This is a genomic window from Anoxybacillus tepidamans PS2 (assembly GCF_000620165.1).
In the GTDB taxonomy this organism is placed as follows: Bacteria; Bacillota; Bacilli; order Bacillales; family Anoxybacillaceae; genus Anoxybacteroides; species Anoxybacteroides tepidamans_A.
On record NZ_JHVN01000005.1, the window covers coordinates 75,717 to 101,002 of the forward strand.

At 44.4% G+C, this 25,286-nt stretch carries 27 protein-coding genes; 6 read left to right on the plus strand and 21 right to left on the minus strand.

All coding sequences use genetic code 11. The features are described 5' to 3' along the window. Nucleotides 1–7 precede the first annotated feature (7 nt). Nucleotides 8–940, minus strand: coding sequence for a beta-ketoacyl-ACP synthase III (locus N667_RS0107080; protein WP_027408932.1), 933 nt, complete (start codon nucleotides 938–940; stop codon nucleotides 8–10). Nucleotides 941–1,104: 164 nt separating this feature from the next. Between N667_RS0107080 and N667_RS0107085 the strand changes: the two genes are divergently transcribed. Next, nucleotides 1,105–1,341 (plus strand): hypothetical protein, encoded by a 237-nt coding sequence (locus tag N667_RS0107085; RefSeq protein WP_027408933.1) that lies wholly within the window; start codon nucleotides 1,105–1,107, stop codon nucleotides 1,339–1,341. Nucleotides 1,342–1,396: 55 nt separating this feature from the next. Here the strand turns inward: N667_RS0107085 and N667_RS0107090 are convergent, their stop codons facing one another. Beyond that, nucleotides 1,397–2,125, minus strand: a complete 729-nt coding sequence (locus tag N667_RS0107090) for a hypothetical protein (protein ID WP_027408934.1) — start codon at nucleotides 2,123–2,125, stop codon at nucleotides 1,397–1,399. A 162-nt stretch (nucleotides 2,126–2,287) separates the two neighbouring features. On the opposite strand from N667_RS0107090, the gene N667_RS0107095 reads away from it, so the two are divergent. Further along, a complete protein-coding gene (locus N667_RS0107095; RefSeq protein WP_027408935.1) occupies nucleotides 2,288–2,476 on the plus strand; it encodes a DUF2929 family protein in 189 nt (62 codons plus the stop codon). 99 nt (nucleotides 2,477–2,575) lie between these two features. Here N667_RS0107095 and clpB read toward each other — a convergent pair whose 3' ends face one another. The 18 genes from clpB to N667_RS0107185 form a co-directional block, all read right to left on the minus strand. After that, entirely contained in the window at nucleotides 2,576–5,167 is a 2,592-nt protein-coding gene (gene clpB / locus N667_RS0107100) for an ATP-dependent chaperone ClpB (protein WP_027408936.1), read from the minus strand. A gap of 103 nt (nucleotides 5,168–5,270) precedes the next feature. Next, nucleotides 5,271–5,450: a YjzC family protein gene (locus N667_RS0107105; RefSeq protein WP_027408937.1), complete on the minus strand. Its 180-nt coding sequence runs from the start codon at nucleotides 5,448–5,450 to the stop codon at nucleotides 5,271–5,273. A 117-nt stretch (nucleotides 5,451–5,567) separates the two neighbouring features. Then, nucleotides 5,568–6,512 carry an ornithine carbamoyltransferase gene (gene argF, locus N667_RS0107110; RefSeq protein WP_027408938.1) on the minus strand — a complete coding sequence of 315 codons (945 nt, stop codon included), beginning with the start codon at nucleotides 6,510–6,512 and terminating at the stop codon, nucleotides 5,568–5,570. Then, a complete protein-coding gene (locus tag N667_RS0107115) occupies nucleotides 6,509–9,643 on the minus strand; it encodes a carbamoyl phosphate synthase large subunit (RefSeq protein ID WP_027408939.1) in 3,135 nt (1,044 codons plus the stop codon). The genes argF and N667_RS0107115 overlap by 4 nt, the downstream gene beginning before the upstream one ends. After that, nucleotides 9,636–10,703 carry a carbamoyl phosphate synthase small subunit gene (locus tag N667_RS0107120; RefSeq protein WP_027408940.1) on the minus strand — a complete coding sequence of 356 codons (1,068 nt, stop codon included), beginning with the start codon at nucleotides 10,701–10,703 and terminating at the stop codon, nucleotides 9,636–9,638. Before N667_RS0107120 ends, N667_RS0107115 begins: the two co-directional genes overlap by 8 nt. A 79-nt stretch (nucleotides 10,704–10,782) precedes the next feature. Continuing rightward, nucleotides 10,783–11,940, minus strand: coding sequence for an acetylornithine transaminase (locus N667_RS0107125; RefSeq protein WP_027408941.1), 1,158 nt, complete (start codon nucleotides 11,938–11,940; stop codon nucleotides 10,783–10,785). Beyond that, entirely contained in the window at nucleotides 11,940–12,713 is a 774-nt protein-coding gene (gene argB / locus N667_RS0107130; protein ID WP_027408942.1) for an acetylglutamate kinase, read from the minus strand. Before argB ends, N667_RS0107125 begins: the two co-directional genes overlap by 1 nt. A gap of 18 nt (nucleotides 12,714–12,731) precedes the next feature. Next, nucleotides 12,732–13,967, minus strand: a complete 1,236-nt coding sequence (gene argJ, locus N667_RS0107135) for a bifunctional ornithine acetyltransferase/N-acetylglutamate synthase (RefSeq protein ID WP_027408943.1) — start codon at nucleotides 13,965–13,967, stop codon at nucleotides 12,732–12,734. Between the two features lie 12 nt (nucleotides 13,968–13,979). Beyond that, entirely contained in the window at nucleotides 13,980–15,011 is a 1,032-nt protein-coding gene (gene argC / locus N667_RS0107140; protein ID WP_027408944.1) for an N-acetyl-gamma-glutamyl-phosphate reductase, read from the minus strand. Between the two features lie 413 nt (nucleotides 15,012–15,424). Continuing rightward, complete coding sequence (gene moaD / locus N667_RS0107145; RefSeq protein WP_027408945.1) at nucleotides 15,425–15,655, minus strand: molybdopterin converting factor subunit 1; 231 nt, start codon at nucleotides 15,653–15,655, stop codon at nucleotides 15,425–15,427. Beyond that, complete coding sequence (locus tag N667_RS0107150; protein ID WP_027408946.1) at nucleotides 15,652–16,119, minus strand: molybdenum cofactor biosynthesis protein MoaE; 468 nt, start codon at nucleotides 16,117–16,119, stop codon at nucleotides 15,652–15,654. The genes moaD and N667_RS0107150 overlap by 4 nt, the downstream gene beginning before the upstream one ends. Beyond that, entirely contained in the window at nucleotides 16,116–16,625 is a 510-nt protein-coding gene (gene mobB / locus N667_RS0107155; RefSeq protein ID WP_027408947.1) for a molybdopterin-guanine dinucleotide biosynthesis protein B, read from the minus strand. Before mobB ends, N667_RS0107150 begins: the two co-directional genes overlap by 4 nt. Further along, nucleotides 16,622–17,881, minus strand: a complete 1,260-nt coding sequence (gene glp / locus N667_RS0107160; protein WP_027408948.1) for a gephyrin-like molybdotransferase Glp — start codon at nucleotides 17,879–17,881, stop codon at nucleotides 16,622–16,624. The genes mobB and glp overlap by 4 nt, the downstream gene beginning before the upstream one ends. 126 nt (nucleotides 17,882–18,007) lie before the next feature. Further along, complete coding sequence (gene moaA, locus N667_RS0107165; protein WP_027408949.1) at nucleotides 18,008–19,030, minus strand: GTP 3',8-cyclase MoaA; 1,023 nt, start codon at nucleotides 19,028–19,030, stop codon at nucleotides 18,008–18,010. A 224-nt stretch (nucleotides 19,031–19,254) separates the two neighbouring features. Beyond that, nucleotides 19,255–20,301 (minus strand): sulfate/molybdate ABC transporter ATP-binding protein, encoded by a 1,047-nt coding sequence (locus tag N667_RS0107170; RefSeq protein ID WP_027408950.1) that lies wholly within the window; start codon nucleotides 20,299–20,301, stop codon nucleotides 19,255–19,257. A gap of 4 nt (nucleotides 20,302–20,305) precedes the next feature. Beyond that, nucleotides 20,306–20,983 carry a molybdate ABC transporter permease subunit gene (modB, locus tag N667_RS0107175; protein ID WP_027408951.1) on the minus strand — a complete coding sequence of 226 codons (678 nt, stop codon included), beginning with the start codon at nucleotides 20,981–20,983 and terminating at the stop codon, nucleotides 20,306–20,308. Nucleotides 20,984–20,985: 2 nt separating this feature from the next. Continuing rightward, nucleotides 20,986–21,738 (minus strand): molybdate ABC transporter substrate-binding protein, encoded by a 753-nt coding sequence (gene modA, locus N667_RS0107180; RefSeq protein ID WP_027408952.1) that lies wholly within the window; start codon nucleotides 21,736–21,738, stop codon nucleotides 20,986–20,988. 177 nt (nucleotides 21,739–21,915) lie between these two features. Then, nucleotides 21,916–22,503, minus strand: a complete 588-nt coding sequence (locus N667_RS0107185; RefSeq protein ID WP_027408953.1) for a molybdenum cofactor guanylyltransferase — start codon at nucleotides 22,501–22,503, stop codon at nucleotides 21,916–21,918. Nucleotides 22,504–22,783: 280 nt separating this feature from the next. Here N667_RS0107185 and N667_RS19970 point away from each other — a divergent pair, with 280 nt between their 5' ends. Continuing rightward, nucleotides 22,784–22,933, plus strand: a complete 150-nt coding sequence (locus N667_RS19970) for a hypothetical protein (RefSeq protein ID WP_198020525.1) — start codon at nucleotides 22,784–22,786, stop codon at nucleotides 22,931–22,933. 155 nt (nucleotides 22,934–23,088) lie between these two features. On the opposite strand, the gene yjfP is transcribed toward N667_RS19970, so the two are convergent. Then, nucleotides 23,089–23,850: an esterase gene (gene yjfP / locus N667_RS0107195; protein ID WP_027408954.1), complete on the minus strand. Its 762-nt coding sequence runs from the start codon at nucleotides 23,848–23,850 to the stop codon at nucleotides 23,089–23,091. Between the two features lie 174 nt (nucleotides 23,851–24,024). Here yjfP and N667_RS0107200 point away from each other — a divergent pair, with 174 nt between their 5' ends. From N667_RS0107200 to N667_RS0107210, 3 genes are all read left to right on the plus strand, one after another. Then, on the plus strand, nucleotides 24,025–24,831 hold the full coding sequence (locus N667_RS0107200) for a Cof-type HAD-IIB family hydrolase (protein WP_027408955.1): 807 nt from the start codon (nucleotides 24,025–24,027) through the stop codon (nucleotides 24,829–24,831). A gap of 86 nt (nucleotides 24,832–24,917) precedes the next feature. Then, the gene (locus tag N667_RS19975) at nucleotides 24,918–25,070 is read left to right on the plus strand and encodes a hypothetical protein (protein WP_198020526.1); all 153 of its coding nucleotides are present in this window, start codon (nucleotides 24,918–24,920) and stop codon (nucleotides 25,068–25,070) included. 2 nt (nucleotides 25,071–25,072) lie between these two features. Then, on the plus strand, nucleotides 25,073–25,285 hold the full coding sequence (locus N667_RS0107210; RefSeq protein ID WP_027408956.1) for a DUF3813 domain-containing protein: 213 nt from the start codon (nucleotides 25,073–25,075) through the stop codon (nucleotides 25,283–25,285). The last annotated feature ends 1 nt before the right edge of the window (nucleotide 25,286 follow it).

The window sequence follows — 25,286 nt, forward strand, 5'->3', positions numbered from 1 at the left end:
TCATTACTTAACGGCCCCATCGCAAAGCGATTGCTCCCCAAGTTAAGCCGCCGCCAAAACCAACCATAATAACAAGATCACCATCTTTAATTTTTCCTGCCTCTAGTTCTTCGACAATCGAGATTGGGATGGAGGCTGCAGACGTATTTCCATATTTTTTAACTGTAGTAGACATTTTCTCTTCCGGTAACTCTAGACGTTGTCTAGCTGCTTCAACAATCCGAATGTTGGCTTGATGCGGAATTAGGAAATCGACATCCTGTTTTGACAAGCCCGCTTTCTCGAGCACGTTAATGCACGATTCTCCCATTTGGCGAACCGCAAATTTGAATACTTCTCTACCATTCATAATAACATATTCGTCTTGATATAAGTGTTTTCCTCCTGACCCATCAGCGCCTAATTCAAATGACAAAATACCGCGTCCTTCGGAAACAGGTCCCATGACGACCGCCCCTGCGCCGTCACCGAATAAAACAGCAGTGTTACGGTCTTTCCAATTGATAATCTTTGATAGTTTTTCCGCACCAATTACTAATATGTGACGATATGCACCATTTTCAATAAACTGTTTAGCTGTCACCATACCGTACATAAATCCAGCACAAGCTGCGCTAATATCAAGCGCTGCTGCTTTCGTCGCTCCTAGTCGTTCTTGCAGCATGCAAGCAACCGACGGGAATGGACGATCTGGCGTCACCGTAGCTACTAAAATTAAATCTATGTCTGATGCCGAAATGCCCGCATCTTCTAATGCTTTTTGAGCAGCAAAATAAGCCATGTCTGATGTATCTAAATCATCAGGAGCAATTCTGCGCTCTTCAATTCCTGTTCGTGTCCGAATCCATTCATCGGATGTATCCATCATTTTCTCCAAATCAAAATTTGTTACTACCTTCTCCGGCAAATAACGGCCAATTCCTAGAATACCTGCACCCATGCCGAACATCTCCTTCATTTTTATATAACCAATTACTATTACTTGGTACTAATTTTATCGAAGTTTTGCTTATCGTGCAATATAAATATTTTACATATGGTATACGTCTAGTCATTTCTATTTTATGGAACATACAGTACCTATAAGGAGAAAGGAGGGTTTGAATGGAGGAACAAAAGCAGACACATGAGCAGGCATCTGATCGTTTTTCTCGTTTAATGTTTGGAAACTTTCCACGCCAACAAACAGAAAACACCGCACGAACGGACACGCTCCCTTCTGGGCAAGGAGTTGATTTTATTAAATTGATGGAAGATATTGACACACTAGTTTCTTCGTTTAATCGGCTCAAGCCGCTTATGAAGACGTTTAATAGTTTCGGTGACTTATTCAAAAAATAATATGTAACTCTTTATAAAACTCCTCTACCGTGCAATTGAACGATAGAGGAGTTTGTCACAAGTGATTATGCTCTTGATAAAACTGATGAATTGCTTTGGCAAAGCTGTATCTTTTTTCAGGTAAATGATATACAACCTCCACCGGGGCGTTTTTTTCTTTCGCCAACTCTTCATACTTCCGGCAATGGAGCGAAGAAGGATAGTGAGTGACCCCTGATAACTGCCATATTTTTATAGGAACTGTCGAAAAAGTAAAGGACAAAGACGAAATAGCTCTATCTGCTGCTGTTTCATCAAGTTCATACGCAGATGCAATATCTTTCAACATTCGCTTGTAAAAAAACTTATTCTCCTTTTCATACTCAAGCTGCGCTCGCAAATCAATACAAGGGGTTAACATCGCCAACGCGCGAATTTGTGTGTGCATCTCTTCTAACAACTGCAAGGCGTTGAGTGCCCCCATTCCTTCCGCCAAAATGTAGATGCGGTTGTTTAATATTTCATTTTTTAACACATAGTAAATTAATTGCTTAGCCAAGCGAACCGATTTTTTGCTTCCCCAGTGTCGACCGTATAAATGAGAATAGAAGATAGTATAGCCGTACTCACGTAAATCTTCAAGCAGCTGTCTCCTTCCTTCATGTTCCATCCAAAAACTTACATTACTTGTTACATACTGATTGACATCACCAAGAAGAAGAACGGCAAACCCATTCGGCCGCTCCGGTAAATGTACAACGCACCATTGGTCATCAAGTTGGAAAAATCGTTGCTGAATCGCCATATCCTTTCACCTTTGCTTTCTAGAAGAGCATAGCTGTACATTAGAATATATGCAGAAACAAAAAATGAGAAAAGGCACACGCCTAAAAAAGAAGAACATTTTCGATTTGAGCAATTTGTGATAAGATAAGAGGCGAATGTAAGAAATGTTGAGGTGAAAACAATGAAATTTTTCTGGACGTTTTTCTGGACGTTTCTGTTAGCCCAAATGGCCACATATGTCATCGGCTCCATGCAAGGCATCTCTTACCAATTTTCCACAGGAGCGTTATTAGGAGTGGTGATGACGGTGTTGATCATCATCGTCGCTAACTTGCTTCCGAACGAACCAGTAAATCAACACCATCATTAAGAAAAAACGAAGATGAACCGATGAACTGCGAAAATGGTTCACGCTTGGCGGTTCGGCACACAAAACAAGGCTGTCTTTTTTGAGACAGCCTTGTTTTGTTTATTCAACCTTAATCACGATTTGTCCGCTCTCATAATCGACTTTCACATTGCTGTAGTCTTTTATACGACCAGCGATAATTTCTTTGGCGAGCGGAGTTTCAATTTGCTTTTGCATCAATCGTTTTAATGGACGTGCTCCATACATATGGTCAAACCCCGACGCCGCGATATGTTCTTTTGCCCGCTCGGATAACGTTAAAGAAATATGGCGATCCGTCAAACGGCGGCCTAGTTCTTTGGCAAACTTTGACACGATTCCTTTCACTTCATTTATTGTTAACGGCTTAAATAACACAATATCATCAACGCGATTCAAAAATTCCGGACGAAAATGAAGGCGTAATTGCTGAATCACTTGCTCGCGCGTTTCTGGTTGAATGTCTCCATCCTCTTTGACCCCTTCTAATAACAGATGAGAACCAATATTAGATGTCATAATAATGACCGTGTTTTTAAAATCAACGGTTCTTCCTTGTGAATCTGTAATTCGGCCATCATCAAGCACTTGCAGCAAAATATTAAACACTTCCGGATGCGCTTTTTCGATTTCATCAAGAAGAATAACAGAATACGGCTTTCGGCGCACCGCTTCCGTTAATTGTCCCCCCTCTTCATAGCCGACATACCCAGGAGGAGCTCCGATTAACCGAGACACCGCATGTTTTTCCATATACTCAGACATATCGATGCGAATCATTTGTTCCTCGCTATCAAACAGCGCTTGCGCCAACGCCTTCGCCAATTCTGTTTTCCCTACGCCTGTCGGCCCTAAAAAGATAAACGAGCCAATGGGGCGATGCGGGTCTTTAATGCCGGCTCGCGCCCTGAGCACAGCATCTGCGACGAGTTCAACCGCTTCATCCTGTCCGATAACGCGCTCATGCAACAACTCCTGCAAGCGCAGCAGCTTTTCCCGCTCTCCTTCGACTAATTTCGTTAAAGGAATGCCGGTCCATCTTGATACAATTTCAGCAATTTCTTCTTCCGTCACTTCTTCGCGCAGAAGCCGTCCTTCCTCCCCTGTTTCAGTCATTTGCTGCTCAAGCTGCTTCAGCTGTTTTTCAAGCTGCGGAATGCGGCCGTGCCGTAGTTCGGCAGCTTTATTTAAGTCATATTCGCTTTCTGCCTCCTCTAATTCTCGCTTTGCCCTTTCTAGCGTTTCTCGCACATTTCTCACGTGTTGGATCGCTTCTTTTTCTTGCTGCCACTTTGCCTTCATGCTATTTGCTTTTTCGCGCAAATCAGCCAACTCTTTTGTTAAAGACGCTAACCGCTCCTTGCTTGCTTCATCCGTTTCTTTTCGCAACGCTGCTTCTTCAATTTCAAGCTGCATCACGCGCCGCATGACTTCGTCAAGCTCAGACGGCATCGAATCAATTTCAGTGCGGATCATTGCGCATGCCTCATCGACAAGATCGATGGCCTTGTCTGGAAGGAAACGTTCGGAAATGTAGCGGTTAGACAACGTAGCTGCGGCGACAAGGGCGCGATCATGAATATTCACGCCATGATGGATCTCAAAGCGCTCTTTTAATCCGCGCAAAATTGAAATCGTATCCTCTACACTCGGTTCTTCGACAAGCACTTGTTGGAAGCGCCGTTCGAGTGCAGGATCCTTCTCGATGTACTGGCGATATTCATCGAGCGTTGTTGCACCGATGCAACGCAATTCCCCGCGAGCGAGCATCGGTTTTAACATGTTCCCGGCATCAATCGCTCCTTCTGCTTTTCCCGCACCGACAATCGTGTGCAATTCATCAATAAATAAAATGATTTTTCCTTCGCTTTTTTTAATTTCATTTAATACCGCTTTTAACCGTTCCTCAAACTCGCCGCGAAATTTAGCCCCAGCAATCAACGAGCTCATATCTAACGCAAAAATCGTTTTATCTTTAAGTCCCTCCGGTACGTCTTTGCGAACGATGCGTTGGGCCAATCCTTCGACAATCGCCGTTTTTCCGACTCCCGGTTCACCAATCAACACGGGGTTGTTTTTCGTTTTGCGCGATAAAATGCGAATCACGCGGCGAATCTCGCTATCGCGGCCAATGACGGGATCGATTTTCCCAGCACGCGCTTCTGCTACTAAATCACGGCCGTATTTTTTTAACGCTTCGTATGTAGCTTCTGGAGTTGGAGTTGTCACCCGCTGATTCCCCCTTACCTCTCGTAGTACGTTCAACAGTGCCGAACGGTCTACTTTATGTTTTTGCAACAGTTGTCCGATCTCATTTCTCTCCTCTGTAAAAGCTAACAACAAATGTTCGACTGATAAATACTCATCTTCCATTTGCTTTGCTTCGTTCTCGGCGTTTATAAAAAGCCGCTCTAGACGGTGGGACATGTATAATTTGTCGCTAGCTCCTATCACCTCTGGCTTTTTCTTTAAGATCGCATGAAGATCAAGTTTCATTTTGTCAATATCGACATGAAGGAGCGCCATCATCCTTTTTGCCAGTCCTTCTTCCTGTTCAAGCAAAGCAAGCAAAAGATGCTCGATATCGAGCTCTTGATGCTGCTCTTTTCTAGCAATCGCCTGGGCAGCAAGCAGCGCCTCTTGCACTTTTTCCGTCATTTTGTTCATATTCATTGCTTTCACCTGCCCTTTGACTTTTTTTGACCTTTTACTTTTTATTATATCACTTTTTTGACGAAAAAAGCCATCCTCGCAAAGAGAATGGCTTTGTAGGCCGTTACGGCTTTCTCATATATGTCCAGTGTCGATTATGATTCGATGTTTCCGGGAATGTGTCTCCCGCTTTTAATTTGATTTTTTTTGGGTTTTTTACGTTATCGCCTGTTTCTCCTATTTCAATATATGTCCCATTGTTCGGCGCTTTATCTCCGGGACCAAAATGCCGTCTTTGCCCCATGTTGTTCCCTCCCTTGAGCGAAATACATTATTAACATTCCCTTTCCTTTAACTATTCATCGATGCAAATAATGGTGCTATATGTGAAAAACACCGGAATGTGTGCCGGTGTTTTTCGTTATGATAATAATGATGTTAAAATCGCTTTTTGCACATGAAGGCGATTACCAGCTTGCTCGAATACATACGAGTGAGTGCTGTCAATCACACCCGCTGTTACCTCTTCCCCGCGATGAGCAGGCAAACAATGAAGGAACATGTAGTCTTCTTTCGCTTGTTCGACCAATTGTTCATTCACTTGGAATGGCTGAAATACCGCTAACCGTTGTTTGCTTTCTTGCTCTTGGCCCATGCTCGTCCACACATCCGTATAGATGACATCGGCATCTTGAACGGCTTCTACTGGATCATGAGTGACCTTGACCGTTGCCCCGGTCTGTTCTGCGGCTAGCAACGCCGCATTCACATATTCTCCTTTCGGCTCGTAACCAACCGGACAAGCAACAACACAATCCATTCCTACTTTGGCAGCAGCGATCATTAAAGCATGAGCCACATTGTTGCCGTCTCCCACATACACAAGTTTAATGCCTTTTAGCTTCTTTTTCACTTCATAAATCGTTAATAAGTCCGCCAACGCTTGGCATGGGTGATCATCGTCCGTTAAACCGTTAATGACCGGCACCGAAGCATACTGGGCAAGCTCTTCAATTTTACTATGGGCGAATGTCCGAATCATAATCGCATCCACATATTGCGACAACACTCTTGCTGTATCAGCAATCGTCTCCCCGCGGCCAAGCTGTAAATCATTACTGTTAAGATAAAGAGCATGGCCTCCTAACTGTGCCATTCCCACTTCAAACGATACTCTTGTGCGAGTGGATGGCTTTTCAAAGATCATTGCTAACGTTTTTCCCGTAAGCGGTTTATATGCTTCTTTCGACAATTGCTTTTGTTTTAACTCACTCGCTAATGTTAATAAATGGTGAATTTCTTCTGAAGAAAGATCAACTAATGTCAATAAGTCCTTTCCTTTTAAAGAAGTAAGTATTGTATTCATTTTATCCCCGCTTTCTCTATTTGTTCCTTTTTGCTTAACCATTTTTGAATCGAAAGAACGGAGAAATCATTGGCTTTAAGCGCTTTTAAAAATAGTTCAAACGTTTCAATTTCTGTAAAAGTCATTAGTTGTTGGGACAACGCTAGCATTCGTTGTTGAGCGCTTTCTGAGTCTTTTTTAAGATTAAAGAAAGCCAACGCTTCTTTCCGTTTTACCCATTCTGCGAATGCAACATCTTTAACGATTTTGATTTGTTGCTCTTTCATTTGTTCGATGAGCGGTTTCATTGTAGCCGATTCCGTATCAATATAAATTTCAAAAGCACTAGGCTTTTTAGATAAATATGAATGGAAGGCTTTTACCGCTGCTTCTTCAATTGTGCCCGCAATGCTAATCCCTTCTCCTGTTGATTTCATTTCCGGTCCGACTAGAGGATCGACACCCGGCAATTTGTGCATAGAAAAGACCGGATATTTTAAAACGACATAAGGCATGCTTTCTGGGAAACGCGCTGTTCGATTCATTACGTCATTCAAACATTTCCCAAGCAATAATTTTGTCGCAATTTGCGCAAGAGGCACTCCAGTTGTTTTGCTAACGATCGGCACCGTTCGGCTCGCCCGAGGGTTTACTTCTAAGACGTACACCTCGCCGTTTGCGATTACATATTGAATGTTCATGATCCCCTTAAATTCGAGCTTTTGCACAATTTTCTGGGCAAACACTTGAATTTTTGTTTTCTCTTCGTCGGTTAACGTTTGTGCCGGCAGCCAAGCATAACTGTCTCCCGAATGAACTCCTGCTTTTTCAACATGTTCAATAATGGTCGGAATAAGCGCTGTTGTTCCATCAGCCACGACATCAACTTCCGCTTCTTTTCCATTTAGATACGCATCAATGAGCACTGGATACGTGAACGTAAATGGCTGTTGTAACAAATGTCGAAGTTGCTGCCCATCATTGATAATAAACATCCCTTTTCCGCCGATCACATATGAAGGACGAAGCAGCACAGGATAGCCAATCATTTCCGCTTTCTCGATTAACTCTTGTTGATCGTTTGCCATCACTCCCGGCACATGCGGAATATCGAGTTCTTCTAATAGCTGATAAAAGCGATCCCGGTCTTCTAGCTGATCAATGACATCATGGGACACTCCAAGAATTGTCACGTTGGCTTCTTCTAATCCTTTGACAAGGTTGATCGCCGTCTGTCCGCCAAATTGAACAATCACTTTCTGAATCTGTTCAGCTTCGATCACATTGAGCACTTCTTCGAGCGTCAGCGGTTCGAAATACAGACGGTCAGCCACCGCGAAATCCGTACTTACCGTTTCTGGGTTATTGTTAATTAATACTGTCTCATATCCCTCTTCTTGCAGCGCATAGACGCTATGAACGGAGCTATAATCAAATTCGATTCCTTGCCCAATGCGAATGGGACCAGCGCCAATAATAAGCACTTTTTCTTTGTTGCTCGCTTTTCGTTCATCTTCTCCAAAATAAGTGGAATAATAATAATCTGTTTCGGAGTGAAATTCGGCGGCACATGTATCAACCATCTTATAAGAAGGAATAATGCCAAGTTGCTTCCGTTTTTCTCTCACTGCCCGTTCAGCAACATTCCATACGTCCGCTAAAAACGCGTCAGAAAATCCTTTTTCCTTCAATAAGCGCAGCGTCATTTCATCCACATCAGCTATATTCGTTTCTTTTGCCTTCTGTTCAAGTACAATTAGTTGATAAAAGCTGTTTAAAAAGAAACGGTCAATTTTCGTTAGTTCATATACCGTTTCGATCTGCTCGCCGCGGCGGAACAGTTCCAAAATCGCAAAAAAGCGGCGATCATCTTTATGAATTAATAACTCTTTCAATTCGTCGTTCGTCTTTTTCGTCAACTCCGGCAAAAATAAACCGTTGTTGGTCCCCTCTAACGAATGAACCGCCTTTTGAAAAGCTCGCTCCATATTGCGGTCAATCGCCATTACTTCGCCTGTCGCTTTCATCTGTGTGCCGAGATGGCGATCCCCGTTTGGAAATTTGTCAAAAGGAAGGCGCGGGAACTTAACTACCACATAGTCAAGCGCCGGCTCAAAGCTGGCATACGTATTTTTTGTCACCGGATTTAATAGCTCTGCTAATGTATAGCCGACGGCTAATTTTGCAGCAATGCGGGCAATCGGATACCCTGTCGCTTTCGAAGCAAGCGCCGAAGAACGGCTGACGCGCGGATTGACTTCGATCAAATAATAGTTTTTGCTAAATGGATCAAGCGCGAATTGAATATTGCATCCGCCGATAATACCGAGCGCAGAAATAATTTTTACCGCTGCCGAACGCAATATATGGTACTCTTCATCCGTTAATGTTTGCGACGGAGCAACGACAATGGAATCGCCGGTATGGACACCGACAGGGTCCACATTTTCCATATTGCAAACGGTAATACATGTATCTGTTTCATCGCGCATCACTTCATATTCAATTTCTTTATAGCCTGCGACGCTTCGCTCGATTAAACATTGCGTAATCGGGCTTTCCGCCAACCCTTTTTCAACGAGGGCAACAAACTGTTCCATCGTTTCTGCAATTCCGCCGCCGCTGCCCCCTAACGTGTAGGCAGGACGAACGATGATCGGAAAACCAATTTTTTCTGCAAATGTGATCGCATCGGCAACATTCGTAATAATTTCGCTTTCCGGGACCGGTTCGTTAAGTTCATACATGAGTTGGCGAAACGCTTCGCGGTCTTCCCCTTTTTTAATCGCTTCAATCGGCGTGCCGAGCAGCTTAACGCCGTACTTTTCTAAAATCCCTGCTTCGTGCAGCTGAAAAGCTAAGTTCAATCCTGTCTGTCCGCCAAATGTCGCTAACAAGCCATCGGGCCGTTCTTTGGCGATAATTTTTTCAATGCTGTCGATAGTGAGCGGTTCAAAATAAACCGCATCAGCATGAACTTCATCCGTCATAATCGTAGCTGGATTGTTGTTGACTAAAATGACGCGATACCCTTCTTCTTTTAAAGCGATACACGCCTGTGTCCCTGAGTAATCAAATTCGGCAGCCTGACCGATCACAATCGGTCCGGAGCCGATGATTAAAATCGAATGAAGCGATGTATCTTTAGGCATATACTTTCTCTCCTTTGTTTACGACTTGCAAAAATTCATCAAAAATGTGGTGTGTATCGCTTGGTCCTGGGTGCGCCTCCGGATGATATTGAACGGAGAAAATCGGTTTGTTGCGATGGACGATTCCTTCAACGGAACCGTCGTTGACATTAGTAAAGCGAATATCAAACGGCGTGTCTGCTAAACTTTCTTTCTTCACAACGTAGCTATGATTTTGCGAAGTCATTAATACTTTCTTTTTCAAAGCATCGTAGACAGGCTGGTTCGCCCCGCGGTGGCCGAAACGAAGTTTTTCCGTGTCCGCTCCGTATGAAAGGGCAACGAGCTGATGACCTAAACAAATAGCAAGCGTCGGGTAGCGGTCGATCATCATGCGAATCGCCGGCAAATACTCTGAAAGCTGTTTCGGATCCCCAGGTCCGTTCGATAAAACGATGCCGGACGGTTGCAGCGCCTCAATCGTCGAAGGCGGCGTATTATAAGGAACAACAGTCACTTTGCATCCTTTTGCCACGAGAGATTGTAAAATAGATTTTTTATAACCAAAATCGAATAAAACGATATGTGTTTCGCCGCTTCCATACGTTTCTGCCTGCTTCACAGATACGTCACTGACCGGAAATTGCTCATCTTGCACCTTTACCGTGTTGCACGGGTCTTTCGTTAGACAGCCGATCATTGTTCCTTTATTGCGAATTTCTTTCACGAGCGCCCGCGTATCGACATGGCTTAACAGCGGGATATTCCACTGCTGTAAGTATTCTTTTAAGCTGTATTTTGCTTCGTAATGATAACCTTGGCTGCTCGCTTCATAGACGACGACCGCTTGCACATGCGGCTTTTTGCTCTCGAAATCGGTCTCGTTAATCCCGTAATTTCCAATTAAAGGATAGGTAAATACAATAATTTGATTTTTATATGATGGATCTGTTAAGACCTCTTGATATCCGGTCATTCCGGTAAAAAAAACGACTTCCCCGTAAATTTCCTGAGTTGAAAGCGGAGATTCAAGAATGCCGGCAAACGTCTTACCGTTTGCCAAATGCAAATAGGCATTCATCATAGCCACCTCACTGATGAATTTTTATTTAAACAAAAGAATTTTTATGCAATTAATACAATAAAAATTCCTCGCTTTTTCATTGAGTAGCGATCTTCTCGCTTGCGAGCACTTCTTTTAATATATCTGCTGCCGCATCAAGTTCTTCTTTCGTCACTGTTAACGGCGGCAACAATCGAATCACATTTGGACCGGCCGTTAACACGAGCAATCCTTTCTCATGAATAAGTGGAATCAGTTTTGTAACATCGTTTGCGCACTCAATTCCTACAAGCAAACCAAGACCGCGCACCTCTTTGACTTGCTCGCTTTCCGCCAAAGCCGTCTGAAGTTGTTGCAAAAAATACGTTCCTTTTTCTGTGACTTCTTGTAAAAACGACTCTTGAAAAATCACTTGCAACGTTGCTTTAGCGGCTGCCATCGCTAACGGATTGCCCCCGAATGTCGAGCCGTGCACCCCTGCCGTAAATGAATCGCGCAAAAATGATTTTCCGATCATCGCTCCGACTGGAAAACCGCTTCCTAGTCCCTTAGCAACCGTAATAATATCTGGCTCGATACCAAAATGCTGATATGCAAATGCTTTCCCTGTTCTTCCTATGCCTGTTTGCACTTCATCGACAATCAACAGCGCATCGTACTGGTTGCAAAGTTGAACAATTTTCTGTAAAAACGGCGCTTCAACCGGCCTCACACCGCCCTCTCCTTGGACCATTTCAAGCATCACAGCGGCAACCTGCTCATTCATTTCGCTTTCTAACGCATCGATATCGTTAAACGGGAGATGGACAAATTCCGGCAAAAGCGGCCCAAATCCGCCATATACTTTTTCCTGTCCCGTCGCTGACATGGTCGCAAAAGTGCGGCCGTGAAATGACTGCTTAAACGTAATTACTTTATGCCGCTCTGTATGTTTTCGCGCCAATTTTAATGCGGCTTCGTTTGCTTCCGCCCCGCTGTTGCAAAAAAACACGCAATCCCCTGAGCTATGTTCCACAAGAAGCTGCGCCACTTCTTCTTGCAATTCATTTGTAAATAAGTTCGACACATGCCACACTCGATTGAGTTGCGCCTCCAACGCTGCCTGCACAGCCGGAGGGCGATGCCCGAGGTTGCACACGGCAATTCCCGTCACAAAATCTAAATATCGTTTGCCGTCTTTGGCGATAATTGTTGTCCCCTGTGCCGACTCCACACATATATTCCAACGATTATAAGTAGGAAACAGCGCTCCCATTAGTAAACCCCCACTTCTTTCCGAATGCTCGTGCCGTAAATGTTCCCTTTAGAGTAAAACGGGATTTTCCCGCTTACAATCATGACTTCGCTCAAAGAATCCGACAATGCGGCCATCGCCGCTTTCACTTTCGGAATCATCCCGCCTGAAATGACTCCGCTGTTAATCATTGCTTCAATTTTTTCCACTGTCGCCTGCTCTACTAGCGATCCGTTCTCCAAAATGCCTGGAACATCCGTCACAAATAGAAGCTGCTCGGCTTGCAAGGCTTGAGCGATCGCGCCTGCAGCCGTATCCGCGTTAATGTTATATCTTTGCCCATTTCGGCCGCAACCGATTGGTGCAATGACAGGAATGCAGCGAGAGCGAAGAAGATCCGTTAGAAACGATGTATTAATGCGAATGACGTTTCCTACATATCCTAATTTTTCAATGTCAATGGGCGCTGCTTCTAACAGCCTTGCGTCAATACCAGAAAAACCGACGCTTGGAAGGTGGTGTTGCTGCAATAACGACACAAGCTGTTTATTTACCTTCCCCGCTAAAATCATTTCAACCACTTCTAGCACTTCTTCTGTCGTTTTTCGCAGTCCGTCCACAAATTCACTTGAAACATTTAATCGTTTTAACATCTGTCCGATTTCCGGGCCTCCCCCGTGAACGATGACGATGTTTTTTCCTTGATCATACATTTCCTGCAAACTTTTAAAGAATGCTGGTGACAGTTCGCTTAATACGCTCCCCCCGCATTTTATGACCATCGTTTCTTCCACGTCTCTCCCTCCGCCTCCTTATGTGCGATAGCTCGCGTTAATTTTGACGTAGTCGTATGTCAAATCGCATCCCCAGGCGATACCTGTTCCATTGCCTAGATGAAGATTCACATCAATCACAATTTCTTTATTTTGCAAATAAGCCGTTGCTTCTTCTTCCGAAAATGGTTGCGGTTCACTTTTCTTTAGCATTGCAATCGGTCCTAATGAAACATCGACGCAGTCTGGATTCACTGTCGCCTCCGCATGGCCGATCGCCCCGATAATTCTCCCCCAGTTGGCATCTGCTCCATAAACAGCCGTTTTCACAAGGTTCGAGCCAACAATTTTTTTGGCGATGCGCTTCGCTTCCTCATCGGTTGCCGCTCCTGAAACGCGAACTTCAATGAGCTTCGTCGCTCCTTCTCCGTCTTTGGCGATTTGCTTTGCTAAATCTTCGCATGTTTTTTTGAGCGCACCGTAAAACTTTGCCCACTCCGGATGTTGCGGTGTAAGTTCATCGTTTTGCGCTAATCCGCTCGCCATAACAACAACCATATCGTTCGTCGACGTTTCACCATCAACCGTAATTTGATTGAACGAGACGTCGGTAATCGAACGAAGCGCCTCTTGAAGCACAGCAGATGAAATATTCGCATCCGTTGTAATAAACGCAAGCATCGTCGCCATATTTGGATGGATCATGCCCGAACCTTTGGCCGCCCCGCCAACCGTCACGGTTTTTCCATCAATAGTAGTCTGATAGCATGCTTGCTTCGTCACCGTATCCGTCGTTAAAATCGCTGTCTGAAACGCGTGCGCCCCTTCCGCTGAATCATTTGGCTCAAGCTCCTTGATTCCGGCGCGAATTTTCTCCATCGGCAAAAACTCACCGATCACTCCCGTTGAAGCAACCGCTACATAATGCGGCGGCAAACCAAATTGAACCGCGCACAACTCTCGCATTTCGTACGCGTCTTTCAATCCTTGTTCACCTGTACAGGCATTGGCGCAAGCGCTATTGACAATAATCGCTTGCAATTTTTGTTCGGCAGCGATGCTCTCTTGTGTCACTTTCAGCGGAGCTGCTTGAAAATGGCTTTGCGTATAAACGGCGGCGCACGAAGCAGGCACCTCGCAGACGATGACACCTAAATCTTTCTTTGTATAGCGCAATCCGGCATGAACCCCCGCCGCTTTAAATCCTTTCGGCGTGACAACCGTCCCTTCCGCAATATAATCAACGTCATTTGCTTGCTTTGTTAACATCGTCATACAATCTCCTTCCTATGGATAAATAGGCGCGAATAACAATCCGCTCGTTTCATCCCATCCCATCATAAGATTGAAATTTTGAATCGACTGGCCCGCAGCTCCTTTTACTAAATTGTCGATGACAGAGACGACAGTTACCCGCCCTGTGCGCTCGTCATAGGCAATGCCGATATCACAATAATTTGAACCGTACACTTCTTTCGTTGCCGGGAATTGCCCCGCTTGCCGGATGCGGACGAATGTAGAAGTTTCATAGCTTGTTTTATATAAATCTACCAGCATTTCAAGCGATAAATCTGTTTTTGCTTTTGCGTAAATCGTCGCCATAATCCCCCTTGTCATTGGGATTAAGTGAGTGCTGAATGTGATTGGCTGAATTCGTTCATTCCATTCGGTTAACATCTGTTCAATTTCTGGAATATGCTGGTGTTCGTTCACCTTATAAATTTTGACGCTTTCGTTGACTTCGGAAAAATGCGTATTTAACGACGCTTGGCGTCCGGCCCCTGATACACCTGATTTCGCATCAACAATGATAGATTGCTCTTCAATGAATCTATTTTTTACAAGCGGCGCTAAACCAAGCAATGTGGCGGTCGGATAGCACCCTGGATTCGAGAGAAGTTGTGCCTCCCTAATATGCTCTCGGTTCCATTCTGTCAACCCGTACACTGCTTGCTTTAAATAAACGTCATTCGCTGCTTGTCGTTTGTACCATTTTTCGTACAATGTTCCGTCTTTCAAACGGAAATCACCGGATAAATCAATGACTTTGATGCCGCGCTCAATCAACAACGGCGCAAGCTCGCTTGACACTCCCGGTGGCGTCGCCAAAAAAACAGCGTCGCTTGTTGCTGCAATTTGTTCGATATCGATTTTTCGAAGCGTTTTCCCTTCTCCGACGTGCGGGAAACTAAGCGATAAATCGATCCCGTCTTGTGATGAAGAATACAGCATACACTCGTTCACATACGGATGATGCTGCAAAAATCTCAGCAGCTCTGCGCCGCCGTATCCCGTTGCGCCAATGATTGCAACATTCATTCTTTGCCACCTCGACCGTTTGTATTTCATGTAGTTATCATTATAATACTGTATAAAAATAAAATCAAATGTATATTTAATTATTTTTTATAATTATTCAAAATCAATTCCCTTTATTACTGTTTTACGTTAACAAATAGAAATACTTTGATCAGTTTTTTAGCTAACTCACTGGCATAAATAGCAAATCGTATCCAATGAGACTCTCCCATCTGCGCTCCAGTTAGAGGTGGGAGGCATATGTTAAGAGCCGGGCCAAAGGAGAAGTAAATGCTTTTATAGAAAACAAAAAAAGAGGGAACGAAAGCCCCTCTTCCTGCACTACCGTATATATAAATTCTTTTACACTCACCTATTTTAGCAGTTTCTGAAAAAGAATAAGCATCACCTAAACATCCCGTTCTCCTTTTGCTTCATCCCCCGCTTACCGGCGGAATGAATGCGACAATGTCGCCTTGTTGCAGCGTCCGCTCTTCCAGCGCATATTCTTCGTTCACTGCTACCATCACATGTCGCAAATCGAGGTTATAATCAGCCTCGAGCTGCCGCTTCAGCTGTCCGACCGTCATCGGAGCATGCGCAACGTCAAGCCGCTCTGTTCCAATTGCATCTTTCAAATAGGCGAAAAAAAGCAGCGTGATCATATTAGATCCTCTCCTTCGGGTTTGCCTGTCGGGTACGCCTTTGTCTCAAGCTGGTTTCCGACCCATTCCGTCCCATCTTCCCAATGTTCTTTTTTCCAAATCGGCACAATTTGTTTAATTCGCTCGATTGCGTATTGATTCGCTTCATAGGCGTCTTTCCGATGCGGCGTCGACACAGCGATAACTACAGCCACATCGGAAATAGCTAGCTTACCAATTCGGTGCGTAATCGCTACTTTCGCTTCCGGCCACCGCTTGCTGATCTCTTCGCCAATTTGGGCTAGCATCTTTTCCGCCATCGGCACGTACGCTTCATATTGCAAAAACAATGTTCGCTTCCCGTTCGTGAACTCTCGCACCGTGCCGATGAAAGTCGTCACCGCCCCGGCTTCGGGCCGAATGACTTTTCGTACCACCTCTTCTAGCGAAATCGGTTGGTCGGTGATTGTAAAAAATGTGCTCATACTGCGTTTTTCACCTCGTTCATAATCCATTGCAAATAGCTTTCCTCATCGGCAATCGAAAACAAAGGATACGGCGCATCTGTTGGCAGTGATAACTCTTCCCATGAGACCACGCCGATAATATTTTTTAGTCCGCTAAGTTTCTGCCAGTCGGATGGATCGCGAAGCATAATAATTTTCGGATAGTGCTCGTATTTGTATCCTTCTACAATGACAAAATCGAGCGGCAAAAACGAATAAAGCTGCAAAATTTGTGAAAGCGTCCATTCATGCTGAAACGCATGCAGCTGCAAGAAACCGGCGCCTTCTACCGAAACAGCCAGCGCTCCTGCCTGCTGATGCCGGTTTGAATCCTTTCGGGCGCAGGCGATATCGGGATATCCTCCATGTCCGTGGTGTTTGATCGTTCCCACTTTATACCCCTCTTTTGCTGCCCTCTGAATCCATTTTTCAATGAATGTCGTTTTTCCGCTATTTTTAAATCCGACAACTTGCCAGACGTTCATAGCGCGCTTCCTTCTTCATGTTCTAGCAGCCATACGTCAACTAAATCGCCTTGCATGAAACCGCGCGTTCCGCCTGGCAGCACCATCAATGCATTCGCTTTTGCTAACGATGTCACGATATTGGACTTATCCGTTCCTACTGGCATTACATACAGTTGTCCATCTTGTGCCTTTACATAGCTTCTGACAAAGCGCGTAAAAGGATTCGGTTTTGGAAAATCAGCCAATAACGTCGCTTTTGTTTTATATAAATGAGGCGTAGGCGAGCAAAGCATGGTGCGAACGATAGGGCGGACAAATAGCTCATATCCGACATAGCACGCGGAAGGGTTGCCTGATAATCCAAACAGTAACTTGCCTTGCATTTGCGCCACTGTTGTCACGCTGCCTGGCCGCATCGCTACTTTATTAAACAACACTTCCGCTCCAAGCCGCTCGTAAATGGCCGGTAAATAATCGTAATCGCCGACCGAAACGCCCCCTGTCGTAATGAGGAAATCGACTTCCGGTAACGCTTGCTCGATAGCAGCAAAACAACGGTCGATATTATCCGGCAACTTTCCGAAATAAAGAGGGGAGGCGCCGCTTCGAATCGCTTGTGCTTGAATCATATAAGCGTTGCTGTTGCGAATTTTCCCTGGAACAAGCGGTTCCGACACATCCAATAACTCGCTTCCTGTCGCAAAAATTCCAATTCGCGGCTTTTTGGCGACTTTCACATTAGCGTAGCCGAATGTCGCTAACAACGCCTGCACGCCCGGATTGATCAACGTCCCTTTGGCAACCAACACTTCGCCTTTTTTCGTGTCTTCTCCTTGAAAGGAAATGTTATCTCCAGGACGGAATGAACGCTTAATCGACATATACGTCTTCCCATTTCGCTCATACTCGTTAGCAACTTCAAACATTACCACTGCATCGCAGCCGCTTGGAATTTGCGCCCCCGTCATAATGCGCACCGCCTGAAACGGCCCCATTTCTTTTTTAGCTACTTCTCCTGCCCCAATCGTTTCGATGACTTCAAACTCCACCGGATGATCGAGGCTTGCCGATCTAGAGTCAACCGCTCGAATCGCAAAACCGTCGTATGGCGAACGGTCAAAAGGCGGCACATCATGATCCGCTAGAAGATCTTCCGCTAAATATCTCCCATATGCTTCTTCAAGCGGTATGATCTCCGTTTCCCCTTCTTTGGCAAAATTCATCACTTTTTGAATCGCTTCTATGACTGAAATCGGTGTTCTTCTTTCAACCACATGGCTCCCCCGCTTAATTTTTGTAGTTTGCTCTTTCACTTTCTTGAAAAAAGTCTTATCCTGCATGATTTAACATAATCCACCGAGAAATCTCCCATCTCTTAATGGAGTGTAGGTGGAGGAGGTTCATCCGCCGATATACGACATTTCAATTTTCTTGCGTGTCTTCGCCGTTTGCTCCGTTCTTTCTTCGGAATAGCGGTCTGTTCGCTTCATCCATACATCCATCACAAATTGCTTGACAGCCGCCTTATCCGCTCCTTGTCGCAATAAATGTTTTAGTGAAACTCCTTCTGACGCAAACAAGCACGTATAAAGTGTTCCATCCGCTGAAACCCGCGCTCTTGTACAACTTGCACAAAATGATTCCGTTACTGAAGCAATAAATCCCACTTCCGTATTCGTTCCAACGTAGCGGTAGCGGCTCGCCACCTCGCCAAAGTAGGCTTGTTCGAGCGGCTCGAGAGGATGGAACGTTTGAATCTGTTTATATATTTCTTTTTTCGTCACCACTTGCGCTACATCCCAGCCGTTTGACGTCCCGACATCCATAAATTCGATGAAGCGAAGCGGAATGTCCTGTTCCTTAAAATATTTCGCCATCGGAATGATTTGCGAGTCGTTCCATCCTTTTTTCACAACCATATTGACTTTGACCGAGAGCCCAGCCGCTTTTGCAGCGGCGATTCCTTTTAAAACCGGCTGAACGCCGACACCAACCCCGTTCATTTTTTTGAATACTTCATCCTCGAGCGCATCAAGGCTGACGTTCACCCGCTGCAATCCTGCTTCTTTTAGTCGTGCTGCCATTTTGACTAAATGCACCCCATTTGTCGTTAAGGCAATATCTCGTATTCCTTCAATAGCCGCCAACCGCTCAACAAATAGCGGCAATTCTTTTCTGAGCAGCGGTTCGCCGCCTGTAATTCGCACCTTTTCTGCGCCTAGTTCTGCAAAACATTCCGCAATCAGCACCATTTCATCAATCGTTAACAATTCGTCTTCCCGCAAAAAACGAAAATTCGGGCCAAAAATTTCCGCCGGCATGCAATAAACGCAGCGAAAATTACATTGATCAGTCACGGAGATGCGCAAATCACGCAACGGACGGTTCCATCGGTCAACGAAAATCGGTTTTGCTCCGCTCATGGCGTTTCCTCTTTTCAAAATAAATTGTTGCCTTATGCATTCGCACAAAGCGATATTACAAAACAGTATACCACACTAAACAGACAAAAGGGGGCACGCCCTGTTAAACACGACTGCCATACTTCGCATCAATGATCATATTATGGCAAACGACCTCAGAAAAAGAGACGGCTGCCAATTTAACATATCCACCTGCCTCTAAACGGAGTGCAGGCGCGAGAGATTCATTCTTGCCAAAAAAACAAATGCTCTGGAGGAAGATGCAATTTTGTTTTGTCCTTTGTGAGCCGATCCCATTCTTTTTTGGCAACTGTCGCTTGCACCGCTAGATGTTTCGTCTGAACTGTTAAATGTAAGCAGTTCGTCCCCGTTTTCATTTGAACAATTTCATAATCAAATGTATTCGGACGATCATCTTCGACAAACAACACATACTCTGCATAAATGCCTAGAAATTTTGAAGAGATGGGCACATCCTCTGCCCTAACAAACAATTCAGTCCCATTAACAATCACCAGCGCACCATCGTGACACTTTTTAAGCGAATCGACAGAGAACAAATTTTGATATCCAATCGTTCTGGCAGCATGAACACTCGCGGGTCGAGCAAATACGTCCTCTTTCTTCCCGGACTGCACCACTTTCCCTTCGTGATAGATCAAGATTTGATCACATAATCGTTCTGCCTCGTCAATGTTGTGGGTAATCAATAACACAACGCCTGCAAATTGCTCTTTAATAAACGAGAGAAATTCTTGTTCAAGCGAGCGCTTCAAGTATGAATCGAGCGCCGAGAAAGGCTCATCAAGCAGCAAAATATCCGGATCGGTAATAAGTGTCCGCGCTAATGCAACTCTTTGCTGCTGTCCGCCGGAAAGCTGTGCCGGATAATAATGTTCATAATGTTCCATCCCGATTTTCTGTAACATCTCTATCGTTTTTCGCTCAATTTCCGCTTTCGGTCTCCCCTTCAATCCGAACGCCACATTTTGCTTGACCGTTAAATGAGGAAAAAGTGCATAGTTTTGAAACATATACCCGACTTTTCGCTCTTGCGTTTTCATATTGATTCGCTGTTTCGAATCAAAAAATACACGCCCGTTTAACGTAATCACCCCTTCAGCGGGGGATTGCAAACCAGCGATGCACTGCAATGTCAAACTTTTTCCGCAACCAGATGGCCCTAAAATACCAACAATTCCTCGTTCTGCTGTAAAGTCAACATTTAAAGAAAAGTGTTGAAAAAATTTTTTGATGTTAACATAAAGCATACAGCTATTTTTCACCTCGAAGCACGCGCCGCTCTAAACGTTTCATCATATATAACAGCGCTACGGATACACCTGTCATAATCATGACAAGTACATTCGCCAATCGGTCGTTTCCAGCAAGCAGAGCGTCATAAATGGCCACAGGCATCGTCATCGTTTCGTTTGGAATGCTTCCTGCCACCATTAAAGTCGCGCCGAAATCCCCAAGCGCTCGCGCAAAAACAAGCATCAGGCCAGAGGCTACACCGCGCCAACAGAGAGGGAGAATGATGACAACAAAAATATTCCATTCAGAGCGGCCCAGTACGCGGGCAGCATGTAGCAAGTTCGGCTCGACACTAGAAAAAGCGGCGCGAGCAGACTTAATTAAAAATGGAACCGATACAGCGAATGCGGCGATAACGGCTCCTATCGGCGTGAACACTATCGAGATCCCCAATGTCTCCTCTAAAAATTTGCCTAACCCGCTTTGCCTGCCAAGCAACACAAGCAAATAATACCCAAGAACAGTAGGTGGCAAAATGATTGGCAATGTAGTCAATGTGTCGATCATATCAGCAATCTTTCCGTTAGAACGACTCAAATAGTAAGCAAGCGGAAGACCTACCGCTGCCGCAAGCACAGTGGCCGCCGCTGCCACTTTCAACGATAATATAAGCGGAAACAGATGGCTATACTCCACTGCTATTTCTCCTTCGGTATCGTAAATCCGTATTTTTTCATAATTTGTTGCCCTGCTCTACTATGTAAAAACTCGACAAATTGTTTCGCTTCCTTTTCATATTTCGTTGCTTTTAAAACAGCGACTTCTTGCTGAATCGGCTCATACATCCTTTCATCGATCAACACGACAGGAATGTTGTGTGTTTTTACTAGAGAATAGGCGACGATCCCGGCTTCAGCGTTGCCCGATTCTACATAAGCAAGCGTATCGGCGATATTTTTCCCGTAGACTAATTTGTTCTTTATTTTATTCCATATTCCTCCCTTTTCTAAAGCCTGTTTCGCCGCTAACCCATAAGGAGCATGGCTTGGATTGGCGATGGCGATTCTTTTCACATCCGGCTGCAATAAATCATCTAACTTGCGGACGGACTGATCTTTCGTGACAATTCCAATCTTTCCGAGCGCATATACATAATCCGTCCCCGGAATAATGAGATGCTCGTTTTTCAACTCGTCGATAGCTTTAACGTTTGCCGCAGCAAACACATCAAAAGGGGCGCCGTTTTTAATTTGTTCTTCTAGTTGCCCGGTTGAACCGAACGAAAACACGACATGCGTCCCTGTCTTCTGTTCAAACTGTTTGCCAATCTCTTTAAATGCTAGTGTGAGGTCAGCCGCCGCTGCAATCTTTAATTCCTTTGTTTCCTTTTGGTTGCATCCGCCTGCAATCGCGGCAAAACAGACTAAAAATAATAACATCGCTTTTCTCATAACAAACTCCCCCGTAACCGTCTTAAAAAAAGGGAATATCTTCGTCAAAGATACTCCCTTCTTAACCTTTGCCTTTTCGTTCTATCTAGCATCATAGTACCAGTTCAAGAAGACAGATACAACAAATATGATGTTCGCCTAAACTCAATCCCTCTCCCTGTCCCACATACATGTGGCTCACTCGCCATCAATACTGTGATCGGCTGGTGAGTTGATATTTTGAAACACGGTACTCTCTTCTTGAAAATGCTGCTCATTCACATAACGGACACGTGCGCGCTCTAATAACGACATCATACGATTATCTCCTTCTTCAAGCAACCGTTCCATTTCGTTTATCGTTCGGCGGTGATACGCACCAACCAACGGCTGAATTCTATCAAAATGCGCAGCAATAATGACATCAAATGCATCATCAATGCAGGAAACAAGTTTTTGTACAGTGCTTGCTTTCATATAGGGCATGTCACAAGGAAGCACGAACACCCAGTCAGCCTCCGTTCGTTTCATTACTGTATAAATGCCAGCAAGCGGTCCTTGGCCGCGGTACGCTTCTACATCCATGATTACTTCGTCGTTCGTCTCCTTTCGAAAACGCAAAACAAGAGAAGGATGGCTGACAATGTATAGTTTCTGAACAGCTGGGCGCAACGCTTCAGCTGCAATTTGAAAAAAATACATCCCCTTTCTCTTGGCAAATGCTTTCGGGCGACCGAAGCGACGCGACTCTCCTCCGGCAAGAACAACCCCAACGATCCGTTCCATCCGTCTTCCTCCTACATCTCATCCGTTCTGCATGATCTAGTCTTCTCATTGTTTGTATCAATGCTAAAGCGCCATTCTCCTTGGATTAGCGGCAAAGTGAAGAGATTGTCGTATGTTATATAATGAAGAAATTCCCAATAAATCTGTTCATAAAACGAACCTTTCTTATATTATAATAAATAATATAAACATCATGATGATCCGATCCATTTCGTCAAGCAGCAATAGGCAGAGCGAATGTTTATGGGAATTTTTAACGGTCACGAAAGGGGAATGGCCCTTGGGAGAGTTCGTCGGCTTTTGCTCGAAGTGCGGCAAACCGATCCACTGTTTGTCCGGATTTTTAAACGGCGTTATCAGCGAAGAAAAGGAAACGTTGTATTGCTTCGAATGCTATGAGAAAAAGGAACTCAAAAAAGCAAGTAAATAAATCGCAGAAAATTCTGCGATTTTTCTTTTCGCTTCTGGCTCCAATCGGCGCTTAAAATTCCTCAATAATATGATTTCTCTATGAACCTCCCCCAACTCCCCGTCCTTTCAGGTTGGAAGATTTCTCGGTGGATATGTTAAAAGTTAAAAAACATCTTACACATGCTCGACAAACCATTTCACCGTTTCTAAAAATGCTTCCCTTGTCACTTTATGGCCCGCTTCATTGTCGGAAATAAATTTCAGCCTTCCTTTTTCATAAAGAGGTTTTATTTGCTCGTAAAACTCATATGTATATTGGTAAGGTACGACTTGGTCACGCTTGCCATGCCACATCATAAGCGGACGGTCTTGCAATTTTTCCGGCTGCAGTGAAAGATCATATCGAGTAAGTCGTGCACGCTCTTTTTGCAATTGTTCGGCTGTCATCGGAATCGAAAGTTGCATTTTTTTCGCCATTTCAACTTGCGCGTCGAAAAACGCCCCATAACGTGGGCTTCCCATCAATGAAACAGCAGCTTTAATCCAAGGATATACAGCAAGCGCTCCAAACGTCACAATGCCTCCCATCGAGGTCCCTGCTATACCGATGCGATCTTTTTCAACGAGATTGCGTTCGCAAAGTTCGCCTTTGATTTGTTCAATCTCGCGAATGGTTTGCACAACAATGTTCCAAAATGATAATTGCAATTGTTGAGCCGTAAGATTTTGCTCACGCTCGCCGTGATAAAGCGCATCTGGCAAAATGACACGGTATCCTGCTTCAGCAAGCAAATAGCCAAAATGAAGGTTATGTTCTTTCGCGCTCGTAAATCCGTGCACAAACATAATCAGCGGCAACGTTTCATTTTTTCTCTCTTCTTTTACTACATGCAATACAGGAACGTTTGCGATTGTCTCATTTTGAATAATTACCATGGCTGTTAAAACTCCTTTTGATTTCCTTTTCTTCTAGTGTAACATGTAGACAAAAATTTTGGAAAAGAGTTACACTATAGAAGAAAAGCAATGTTATTATGTGCTTGCTGTTCAGCAAACCGCAGCTATGCTCTTAGAGCGCATATCTAAAAATACATATGCAAAGGAGCTATTATGGAACGATATTTAATTGCGTTAGATTTGGACGGCACATTGTTAAAAGATGATAAAACGATTTCTCCGTTCACAAAAGACGTCATTTTACGTGCAAAAGAGGCTGGACACATTGTTGTAATCGCTACTGGAAGACCGTACCGCGCCAGCAAAATGTATTATGAGGAGCTTCATTTAACAACCCCAATTGTCAACTTCAACGGCGCTTTTGTGCATCACCCAAAAGACGATACGTGGGGCATGTACCATTCCCCGCTTCAGTTGGAAACGATCAAAGAAATTATTGAAGTAAGCGAAACATACAATATCAAAAACATTTTAGCGGAAGTAATGGATGATGTATATTTCCACGACCATGACGAAAAGCTGCTTAGCATCGTTCAGTTAGGTCAACCGAAAATTGAAATTGGCGATTTGCGTCAAATATTAAAAACCGATCCAACGAGCGTTCTTATTCATACAGACGAAGAGCATGCCGATGATATTCAATATTATTTATCTTCGGTGCACGCAAATGTGCTCCATCATCGCCGCTGGGCTGCTCCTTGGCATATTATCGAAATCGTCCGCGCGGGTGTCCATAAAGCTTTTGGATTGCAGCGCATCGCGGAATATTTCCAAATTCCAAATGATCGCGTCATCGCTTTTGGAGATGAAGACAACGATTTAGAAATGATCCAATGGGCAGGATATGGGATCGCCATGGGCAATGCGATCGAGCCGTTAAAGCAAGTTGCAAAAGATGTGACAAAAACCAATGAAGAAGATGGAATCGGCATTTACTTAAAAGGGCTGTTAAAGCTGTAACGAATTGCCTTAGTATCATGCCCCCAAAGCGGTTACAATATAAACGACGCAGCGTTGCGTCTTTATTTTTCAAGGGGGAATGCGTCTTGGGTAAACGAAATAAATCGAAGCGGTTTATTCAGCAAAGCGTCGATGCCGTTGAAAAACATGATGAACGAATCCCTTATCATATGACGTATGCGGAAGCGGAAGAACGGAAGGCAAGAACAGCAATTGAAACGTCGCTTGGAGGACACTAATAATGGGAAACCGGTTATTTCAAGAGGCGCGCAAAGCTGTTATGAATGCTAAACAAGCGGCAGCAGGACAAGCGGATATTGATGTCAATGAAGCAGTCGCTGTTGCTAAAAATGCATTATCCTCTGCCTACGTTCACTCTAACTTAGCTGAAAAAGCGCAGCTGCGTCAACTGCAAGAAGAACTTGACCAAATAAAGCAAAGCGATGCGGAATAGA

Bases quoted from the DNA above. Each gene is read 5' to 3' on its own strand.
- N667_RS0107080 (WP_027408932.1), bottom strand. From the start codon at position 940: ATGGGTGCAGGTATTCTAGGAATTGGCCGTTATTTGCCGGAGAAGGTA.
- N667_RS0107085 (WP_027408933.1), top strand. From the start codon at position 1,105: ATGGAGGAACAAAAGCAGACACATGAGCAGGCATCTGATCGTTTTTCT.
- N667_RS0107090 (WP_027408934.1), bottom strand. From the start codon at position 2,125: ATGGCGATTCAGCAACGATTTTTCCAACTTGATGACCAATGGTGCGTT.
- N667_RS0107095 (WP_027408935.1), top strand. From the start codon at position 2,288: ATGAAATTTTTCTGGACGTTTTTCTGGACGTTTCTGTTAGCCCAAATG.
- clpB (WP_027408936.1), bottom strand. From the start codon at position 5,167: ATGAATATGAACAAAATGACGGAAAAAGTGCAAGAGGCGCTGCTTGCT.
- N667_RS0107105 (WP_027408937.1), bottom strand. From the start codon at position 5,450: ATGGGGCAAAGACGGCATTTTGGTCCCGGAGATAAAGCGCCGAACAAT.
- argF (WP_027408938.1), bottom strand. From the start codon at position 6,512: ATGAATACAATACTTACTTCTTTAAAAGGAAAGGACTTATTGACATTA.
- N667_RS0107115 (WP_027408939.1), bottom strand. From the start codon at position 9,643: ATGCCTAAAGATACATCGCTTCATTCGATTTTAATCATCGGCTCCGGA.
- N667_RS0107120 (WP_027408940.1), bottom strand. From the start codon at position 10,703: ATGAATGCCTATTTGCATTTGGCAAACGGTAAGACGTTTGCCGGCATT.
- N667_RS0107125 (WP_027408941.1), bottom strand. From the start codon at position 11,940: ATGGGAGCGCTGTTTCCTACTTATAATCGTTGGAATATATGTGTGGAG.
- argJ (WP_027408943.1), bottom strand. From the start codon at position 13,967: ATGACGATGTTAACAAAGCAAGCAAATGACGTTGATTATATTGCGGAA.
- argC (WP_027408944.1), bottom strand. From the start codon at position 15,011: ATGAATGTTGCAATCATTGGCGCAACGGGATACGGCGGCGCAGAGCTG.
- moaD (WP_027408945.1), bottom strand. From the start codon at position 15,655: ATGATCACGCTGCTTTTTTTCGCCTATTTGAAAGATGCAATTGGAACA.
- N667_RS0107150 (WP_027408946.1), bottom strand. From the start codon at position 16,119: ATGAGCACATTTTTTACAATCACCGACCAACCGATTTCGCTAGAAGAG.
- mobB (WP_027408947.1), bottom strand. From the start codon at position 16,625: ATGAACGTCTGGCAAGTTGTCGGATTTAAAAATAGCGGAAAAACGACA.
- moaA (WP_027408949.1), bottom strand. From the start codon at position 19,030: ATGAGCGGAGCAAAACCGATTTTCGTTGACCGATGGAACCGTCCGTTG.
- N667_RS0107170 (WP_027408950.1), bottom strand. From the start codon at position 20,301: ATGCTTTATGTTAACATCAAAAAATTTTTTCAACACTTTTCTTTAAAT.
- modA (WP_027408952.1), bottom strand. From the start codon at position 21,738: ATGAGAAAAGCGATGTTATTATTTTTAGTCTGTTTTGCCGCGATTGCA.
- N667_RS0107185 (WP_027408953.1), bottom strand. From the start codon at position 22,503: ATGGAACGGATCGTTGGGGTTGTTCTTGCCGGAGGAGAGTCGCGTCGC.
- yjfP (WP_027408954.1), bottom strand. From the start codon at position 23,850: ATGGTAATTATTCAAAATGAGACAATCGCAAACGTTCCTGTATTGCAT.
- N667_RS0107200 (WP_027408955.1), top strand. From the start codon at position 24,025: ATGGAACGATATTTAATTGCGTTAGATTTGGACGGCACATTGTTAAAA.
- N667_RS0107210 (WP_027408956.1), top strand. From the start codon at position 25,073: ATGGGAAACCGGTTATTTCAAGAGGCGCGCAAAGCTGTTATGAATGCT.